General features: G+C 66.9%; 6 protein-coding genes. 3 read left to right on the top strand and 3 right to left on the bottom strand.

All coding sequences use genetic code 11. From position 1 onward, the window contains the following. Window positions 1-112 precede the first annotated feature (112 nt). Window positions 113-2,599 (bottom strand): DNA topoisomerase IV subunit A, encoded by a 2,487-nt coding sequence (locus tag AB0M65_RS39230; RefSeq protein ID WP_364040158.1) that lies wholly within the window; start codon window positions 2,597-2,599, stop codon window positions 113-115. Window positions 2,600-2,628: 29 nt separating this feature from the next. Further along, window positions 2,629-4,680, bottom strand: coding sequence for a DNA topoisomerase IV subunit B (locus AB0M65_RS39225; RefSeq protein ID WP_364040155.1), 2,052 nt, complete (start codon window positions 4,678-4,680; stop codon window positions 2,629-2,631). Window positions 4,681-5,113: 433 nt separating this feature from the next. Here AB0M65_RS39225 and AB0M65_RS39220 point away from each other — a divergent pair, with 433 nt between their 5' ends. Next, the gene (locus AB0M65_RS39220; protein ID WP_364040152.1) at window positions 5,114-6,055 is read left to right on the top strand and encodes a hypothetical protein; all 942 of its coding nucleotides are present in this window, start codon (window positions 5,114-5,116) and stop codon (window positions 6,053-6,055) included. Here the strand turns inward: AB0M65_RS39220 and AB0M65_RS39215 are convergent. Then, the gene (locus AB0M65_RS39215) at window positions 6,039-6,344 is read right to left on the bottom strand and encodes a hypothetical protein (protein ID WP_364040149.1); all 306 of its coding nucleotides are present in this window, start codon (window positions 6,342-6,344) and stop codon (window positions 6,039-6,041) included. The two genes, AB0M65_RS39220 and AB0M65_RS39215, sit on opposite strands and share 17 nt — an antisense overlap. Between AB0M65_RS39215 and AB0M65_RS39210 the strand changes: the two genes are divergently transcribed. Beyond that, a complete protein-coding gene (locus AB0M65_RS39210) occupies window positions 6,343-7,428 on the top strand; it encodes an LLM class flavin-dependent oxidoreductase (RefSeq protein WP_364040146.1) in 1,086 nt (361 codons plus the stop codon). The genes AB0M65_RS39215 and AB0M65_RS39210 overlap by 2 nt on opposite strands. Then, entirely contained in the window at window positions 7,425-8,024 is a 600-nt protein-coding gene (locus AB0M65_RS39205) for an FMN reductase (protein WP_364040143.1), read from the top strand. Before AB0M65_RS39210 ends, AB0M65_RS39205 begins: the two co-directional genes overlap by 4 nt. Window positions 8,025-8,136: the final 112 nt, after the last annotated feature.

The following is an 8,136-nucleotide window of genomic DNA, read 5'->3' as shown; positions in this document are numbered from 1 at the left end:
TCACCCGACCACTAACACTACTCGGAATCACCCACTGACCAGCCACAACGACTTTGCCGGGGCCCTGGCGCCTAGCGCAAGGAAGGGGGCCTTCACGTACTGGGGAAGCGGGTCAGCCGCGTTCGATCAGGTGGCCGACGACCTCGGGGCCGGGGTGCGCGTGGCCGGAGCCGTCACGCCGGACGTCGATCTCGGGCAGTTCCACCGGGTCGCCGGTGCGGGAGGCACCGGCCGGACGCGGGCCGATCCAGCCGACGACCAGTCGCGTTTCGCCCTTGAGGAAGCGTTGCGCCCGGACGCCGGCGGTCGCGCGGCCCTTCGCGGGGTACTCGCTGAACGGCGTCACCTTCACGCTCGCGCCGGTCGCGGTGACGACCATCGGCTCGCCGTGCTCGGCGTCATCGGTGCGGATGGCGCCGAAGAAGACCACTTCCGCCTCGCCGCGCACGACGATCCCCGCCATACCGCCGCCCTTGAGACCCTGCGGCCGCACCAGCGAAGCCGGGTAGCGCAGCAGTGACGCTTCGGACGACAGGAACGCCAGCGTCTCGTCGCCGCCGGTGAGCCAGGTGGCGCCGACGACCTCGTCTCCGTCCTTCAGGCTGATCACGTCGAACTCGTCCGAGCGGACCGGCCATTCCGGCGCGCATACCTTCACGACGCCGAGTTTCGTGCCGAGCGCGAGGCCGGGGGAGCCGGCGGCCTGGTCGCCGAGCGGGGCAAGGCCGATGACGCGCTCGCCCTTTTCCAGCGGCACCAGTTCCTTCGCGGCCATCCCGCCGCGTAGTGACACGGTGCCCGCTTGCTCCGGCAACACCGGCAGCGGCAGAACGTCGGTCTTGAACGCCCGGCCGCGGTTGGTCACCAGCAGCACCTGACCGCGTGCGGTCGAATGGACGACCGCGGACACCGAGTCGTGCTTCACCCGGCCGTTGCGACGCCGGACTTCGGACGCCTCCTCCGACTCCGCCGCCGTCCGCGCGACCAGCCCGGTCGCGGACAGGATGACCTGGCACGGGTCGTCGGCGACCTCCAGCGGGCCGGACGGCTTCGACGCGGCGAGGACCTCCTTGAGGTCGCCGTCGATCAACGCGGTGCGGCGTTCGGCCGGGGAGTCCTTGGCGACCTTGGCCAGTTCGGCCGAGACGACCTTCTTCAGCACGGTCTCGTCGTCGAGGATCTTGGACAGTTCGGCGATCTCGTCGCGCAGCTTGTCCTGTTCGGCTTCGAGTTCGATCCGGTCGTACTTGGTGAGCCGCCGCAGCGGCGTGTCCAGGATGTAGGTCGCCTGGATCTCCGAGAGTTTGAACCGCTTCATCAGGCCGTCCTTCGCGGCCGCGGCGTTCTCGCTCTCGCGGATCAGCTTGATCACCTTGTCGATGTTGAGCAGGGCGGCGAGCAGGCCCTCGACCAGGTGCAGACGCTCTTCGCGCTTGCGACGGCGATAGCGCGTGCGGCGGGTGACGACCTCGTAGCGGTGGCTGAGGAAGACCTCCAGCAGCGCCTTGAGCCCCAGCGTCCGCGGCTGTCCGTCCACCAGCACCAGGTTGTTGATGCCGAAGGACTGCTCAAGCGGCGTCAGCCGGTACAGGTCCGCCAGCAGCGCCTGCGGGTTCACGCCGACCTTGCACTCGACGACCAGCCGCGTGCCGTTCTCGCGGTCGGTGAGGTCCTTGACGTCGGCGATCCCGGTCAGCCGCTTGGATTTGTTGACCTCGTCGGTGATCTTCTCGATCACCTTCTCCGGCCCGACGCCGTACGGCAGTTCGGTGACGGTGATCGCCTGACGGCCGCGGCTGCCCTCCAGCGGGCCGGTCTCGGCGCTCGCGCGCATGCGCACCACGCCGCGTCCGGTCTCGTACGCCCGGCGGACCTCGTCCAGCCCCAGCAGTGAACCACCGGTCGGCAGGTCGGGGCCGGGGACGAACTCCATCAGCTTGTCGAGCGTCGCGTTCGGATGGTTGATCAGCCACCGTGCCGCGCCGATGACCTCGGTCAGGTTATGCGGGATCATATTGGTCGCCATCCCGACCGCGATCCCGGAAGTGCCGTTGACCAGCAGGTTCGGGAAAGCCGCCGGCAGCACCGACGGTTCTTCCAGCGAACCGTCGTAGTTCGGCCGGAAGTCGACGGTGTCCTCGCCGAGTTCGCCGACCAGCAGCATGGCCTCTGGCGACATCTTCGCTTCGGTATAGCGCGACGCCGCCGGGCCGTCATCGGGGGATCCGAAGTTCCCATGCCCGTCGATCAGGGGCACGTTGAGGGAAAAGTCCTGCGCCATCCGCACCATGGCGTCGTAGATCGCGGTGTCGCCGTGTGGGTGGTACTTGCCCATACAGTCACCGACGACGCGTGACGACTTCACGTACGCGTGTGTCGGCCGGTAACCGTTCTCGTGCATGGAGAAGAGGATCCGGCGGTGGACCGGCTTCAGCCCGTCCCGCGCGTCCGGCAGTGCCCGCGAGTGGATGACCGAGTAGGCGTACTCCAGGTACGAATCCTCGATCTCCGTCTTCAGCGGGTTGTCGAAGACGTTCGCGCCGGGCCGGTCGAACGCGGACGGGTCGACCTTGGTGGTGGTGCCCTTACGGCGTGCCATTGCTCAAAGCTCCTTGAATAGCAACGAAATCAGGCGTCGATGGCGTCGCGGTCGACCCGGTCGGAGGACTCGACGAGCCAATTGCGGCGAGGTTCGACCTTCTCGCCCATCAACAGTTCGAGCGCGTTCTCCGCGGCTTCGGCGTCGTCGAGGGTGATGCGGCGGACCGAGCGGGTGGCCGGGTTCATCGTGGTGTCCCACAGTTCGTCGGCGTCCATCTCGCCGAGGCCCTTGAACCGGGGCACCGGCGTGACGATCTGCTTGCCCGCGCGCTCCAGCGCCGCGAACTTGGTCTCCATCTCCTTCTGGCTGAAGGTGAAATGGGTTTCCGGGTGGCGGCCCTTGGTGACCAGTTTGTGCAGTGGCGGCATCGCGGCGTACAGCCTGCCGTCCTCGATGACCGGCCGCATGTACTTGGCGAACAGCGTGATCAGCAGCGTCCGGATATGCGAACCGTCGACGTCCGCGTCGGCCATCAGGATCACCCGGCCGTAGCGCATGGTCGCTAGGTCGAAGGTGCGTCCGCTGCCCGCGCCGAGTACCTGCACGATCGAGGCGATCTCGGCGTTCTTCAGTGTGTCGCCGAGTGACGCCTTCTGGACGTTGAGGATCTTGCCGCGCAAGGGAAGCAGCGCCTGGTACTCCGACACGCGCGCCATCCGCGCCGAACCGAGCGCGCTGTCACCCTCGACGAGGAACAGTTCACTGCGGGAGACGCCGGTGGTGCGGCAGTCGACCAGCTTCGGCGGCATGGCCGCGCCTTCGAGCGCTGTCTTGCGCCGGGCGGCGTCCTTCTGCTGCTTCTGGGTGAGCCGGACGCGTGCCGCGTCGACCACCTTCTGCAGGACGACCTTGGCCTCGGACTTGGTCTTGCGATCTTCGGTCCAGGCGCGGATGTGCTTGTCGACGATGCCCTGGATGACCCTGGTGATGCCGGCGGTGGACAGTTCGTCCTTGGTCTGCGAGGTGAACTGCGGCTCCGGCAGTTTGACGTGCACGACCGCCGTCATACCTTCGAGAACGTCTTCGACGGTCGGCATGTCCTCCTTGGGCTTCAGCAGCCCTCGGGTTTTGGAAATGGCGTCCTGCAAGGATTTCAGTACCGCGCGGTCGAAACCGCGGCGATGCGTGCCGCCGTGCACGTTGCGGATGGTGTTGGTGAAGCACTCCACCGTGCGCTCGTAGCCGGTGCCCCAGCGGAGCGCGACCTCGATCTCGGCGTGACGCTCCACATTGGACTGCATGACGCCGCTGGCGTCGGCGGCGTTCTCCTTGTAGGTGCCCTCGCCCTTGATGATCAGCGTGCCGCAGACCGGTTTCTCGCCGGACGGGCTGAGGAAGTCGACCATGTCGGCGAGGCCGTTGGGGAAGTGGAAGGTCTCTTCGCTGATCGAGTCGTCGACGGCGGTGCGCAGCACGTACGTGACGCCGGGGACCAGGAACGCGGTGTTGCGCATCTTCGCGCGGACGCCTTCGACGTCGAGCGCGGAGCCGGTCTCGAAGTAACGCGAGTCGTACCAGTACCGGATCGACGTGCCGCCGCGCTCGCCGCGCTTCATCTTCCCGGTGACGTTCAGCCCGGACTTGCGGGTGAACTTGGCCTTCGGGCCGGGCCCGTCGAAGACGCCGGGCACGCCGTGCGCGAACGACATCTGGTGGACCTTGCCGTCCTGCTTCACTGTGACGTCGAAGCGGTGCGAAAGCGCGTTCACCGCCGAAGCGCCGACACCGTGCAGGCCGCCGGAGGTCTTGTAGCCGGAGCCGCCGAACTTGCCGCCGGCGTGCAGCCTGGTCAGCACCAGTTCGACACCGGACAGCCCGGATTTGGCGTGTGTGCCGGTGGGGATGCCCCGGCCGTCGTCGTCGACCTGGACACTCCCGTCGGCGTGCAGGGTCACCACGATCCTGACGGCGTGGCCCGCCACACCCTCGTCGGTCGAGTTGTCCACGACCTCGGAGAACAGGTGGTTGATACCGCGGCTGTCGGTGGAGCCGATGTACATCCCGGGGCGCTTGCGGACCGCTTCCAGACCCTCGAGGTGCGTCAGGTCGTCGGCCCCGTACAGGGTCTCAGCAGTCACTGGGTCTTTCTCCTGGAGTCGTGGCTCACGAACTTGCCGGTGGAGGTGGCGTTCAACGCGACACCGTACTGGAGGATATCCGTCCCCTCCGACAAGTCGTCTCCTCCAGCGCCCTCGGTGTGGCGAACACCTGTTCGTGGCCACACCCAGTCAGCTGACCGCGCCCGTTCGCTGACGGTCCGTGAACGCTCGCAACTTCTCGTCAGGAACCGGCCTCTTAACCGTTGGGAGAGTCCCCAGGGAAGAAGGTCATGAAACCGCGAAGGATACTGATGATCGCCGGGCTGGTGGTCCTGGTGGGCGTTCTGGCCCTTTTGTTCCGTGAGGAGGTCGGCGCCGGTCTCTATGCCCTGGTCCTGCTCCTGACAGTCACCTGATGAGGCGTTATGGTTTGCCCTGTCACACTGCTGGGGGCGGCAGGGGGAATCGGGAAGTGGCCGTCAGAGTCGGTCCCACACGCGCGTCGACCACGCAGCGCGTGGTGAGTCTTTGGTATTTCGTGGTGGTCGTCGGGTCTTTCGGCGTGCTCTCACCGCTGCCGTTCGTGCACGCGGCGATCCGGCTGCGCCGCGCGTTCTTGCTGGTGTACGTGCTGGCCTACTCCGTGCTGTCCGGTCTGATGCTCTTCGCGCTCGCGGAAGCGGGCGACGCGAACAACACGGAGATCGCGTTCGGCTTCCTGTGGTTCTTCGGCACGATCGTGTTCGTCACCGTGTCCTGCGTCCATCTCGCCTCGCTGCGGAAGAAGATCCTCTACCCGCCGCCGGCGGTCTGGGTGGAATCCGGCATGCACTGCGGGTTGTTCTCCATCGACATCGCCGGATTCGGCCAGGTCGGGCGCAGCAGCGAGATTTTCGTCCAGGTGCGGCGGATGCTCTTCGGCCTGCTGGCCGACGCCTTCGAGGCCAGCGGCATCGCCTGGGACGTCTGTCTCAAACGGGACACCGGGGACGGCATGATCGTCGTCGTCCCGCCGCATTTCCCGAAGTTCCGGCTGCTGCTCCCGCTGCTTTCGCAACTGGCGGCGGAACTGGCCAAGTACAACGTGGTCACCGAGCGGGACCTGCGGATCCGGGTGCGCGTGGCGATCCACGCCGGAGAGGTCACGCTCGACGAATACGGTGTGACGGGGCGGCCGAAGGTGCTGCTCGCCCGGCTGCTCGACTCGCGGGTGCTGCGTGACGCGCTCGCCGAAGCGCCGGACACCTCACCCGTCGTCGTGCTCGTCTCGGACCGGTTCCACGAGGACGTCCAGGACCAGGGCGGCCCCGGTCTCGACACGATGAGCTACCGGCAGGTGCTCGTGCACGAGAAGGAGACCGAGGTCCGCGCCTGGCTGCATGTCCCGACGCCGGTGCTCAGAGGGCCGCGGTGAGGACCTCCAGCGCACTGTGCTGACGGGCCGCGTCGATCCGGTCGGCCGGACCGGCCCAGCGCAGGCCGTGCTGGTCGAGTGACGTGCGGTTGTTCGCGATCGTCGCCTTCGCTTGGCGCGTCAGGTAAAAGCCCGTGGTCTGCCAGAGCCCGGTGCCGTTGCCGTAGAACCGCATCAGCGCGGTGGCCGTGGCCTCGGTGCGGTTGTTCGCGGCGACGGGGAATACATCTTGCGCGCGTAAGGTTGAACGCTCAAGTAACGATGATCCGGTGACTAGGGAGCAGGTCATGCAGTTCGGAATCTTCACGGTGGGCGATGTGACGACCGACCCGGCCACCGGGGAGGCACCCAGCGAGTACGAGCGCATCAAGGCGATGGTGCGGATCGCGCTCAAGGCCGAGGAAGTCGGCCTCGACGTCTTCGCGACCGGTGAGCACCACAACCCGCCCTTCGTGCCGTCGTCGCCGACGACGATGCTCGGGTACATCGCCGCGCAGACGTCGAAACTCATTCTTTCCACGTCGACGACGTTGATCACCACGAACGACCCGGTGAAGATCGCCGAGGACTTCGCGATGCTGCAACACCTCGCGGACGGGCGCGTCGACCTGATGATGGGCCGCGGCAACACCGGACCGGTGTACCCGTGGTTCGGGCAGGACATCCGGCAGGGGATCCCCCTCGCCGTCGAGAACTACCACCTGCTGCACCGGTTGTGGCGGGAGGACGTGGTCAGCTGGTCCGGCAAGTTCCGGACACCGCTGCAGGAGTTCACCTCGACCCCGCGGCCGCTCGACGGCGTCCCGCCGTTCGTCTGGCACGGTTCGATCCGCAGCCCGGAGATCGCGGAACAGGCCGCCTACTACGGCGACGGCTTCTTCGCGAACCACATCTTCTGGCCGAAGGAGCACTTCCAGTCGCTGATCCGGTTGTACCGCGAGCGGTACGAACACTACGGGCACGGCAAGGCGGACCAGGCGATCGTCGGACTCGGCGGCCAGGTGTTCCTGCGGCCGAAGTCGCAGGACGCGGTACGCGAATTCCGGCCGTACTTCGACAACGCGCCGGTGTACGGGCACGGGCCGTCGCTGGAGGAGTTCACCGAGCAGACGCCGCTGACCGTCGGCAGCCCGCAGGAGGTCATCGACAAGACGCTGACCTTCCGCGAACACTTCGGCGACTACCAGCGTCAGCTGTTCCTGATGGACCACGCGGGCCTGCCGCTGAAGACCGTGCTGGAGCAGCTCGACCTCCTGGGCGAGCACGTGATCCCGGTGCTGCGCAAGGAACTCGACTCTCTTCGCCCTTCTCACGTGCCTGAAGCCCCTACGCACGCTTCGCTCATGGCTGGTCTTTCGGAGGTGTCCGCGTGACGACGATCGCAGTGGTGACCGCGGGACTGAGCCAGCCGTCCTCGACGCGGCTGCTCGCGGACAAACTGGCCGCGGCGGTTTCTTCCGCCCTGCCGGACGTGAAGATCGAGGTGATCGAACTCCGGGACCTGGCCCTCGACGTCACGAAGAACATGCTGACCGGATTTCCCTCCCCGGCACTGCGTTCGGCGATCGACACGGTGGCGGCCGCGGACGGCCTGATCGCCGTGACGCCGGTGTTCACCGCGTCGTACAGCGGACTGTTCAAGTCGTTCTTCGACGTGCTGGAGCAGAAGGCGCTCGACGGGAAGCCCGTGCTGATCGGCGCGACCGGCGGAACCGAACGGCACTCGCTGGTGCTCGACTTCGCGCTACGTCCGCTCTTCGCCTACCTTCGCGCCGAGCCTGTCGCGACGGCGGTGTACGCGGCTTCGTCGGACTGGGCTTCTCCGGGTGATCTCGACGTCCGGGCTTCGCGGGCAGGGCGGGAGTTCGCTTCGCGGCTCTCCTCTGCTTCGGGCGCTCCAGTCGCTTCGGGTGGTGGGTTTGTGCCCTTCGACCAGCTGCTGGCCGGGGGATCGTCGGGAAAGCGATAGCAAGGGACCTTTGCTATCACTTTGCAGGTCGTGAGGAACCTGCGGCGGATAAGCCGGCCTCGGAACAGGCTCCAAGTACAGGAAGGCCCCCTTCCTTGCGCCTAGCGCAAGG

Origin of the sequence: Amycolatopsis sp. NPDC051071 (assembly GCF_040682875.1) — a bacterium.
In the GTDB taxonomy this organism is placed as follows: Bacteria; Actinomycetota; Actinomycetes; order Mycobacteriales; family Pseudonocardiaceae; genus Amycolatopsis.
This window is presented reverse-complemented; position numbering and strand designations above follow the sequence as displayed.

Coding starts and splice junctions, on each gene's coding strand:
- AB0M65_RS39230 (WP_364040158.1), bottom strand. CDS start 2,599: ATGGCACGCCGTAAGGGCACCACCACCAAGGTCGACCCGTCCGCGTTC.
- AB0M65_RS39210 (WP_364040146.1), top strand. CDS start 6,343: ATGCAGTTCGGAATCTTCACGGTGGGCGATGTGACGACCGACCCGGCC.
- AB0M65_RS39215 (WP_364040149.1), bottom strand. CDS start 6,344: ATGACCTGCTCCCTAGTCACCGGATCATCGTTACTTGAGCGTTCAACC.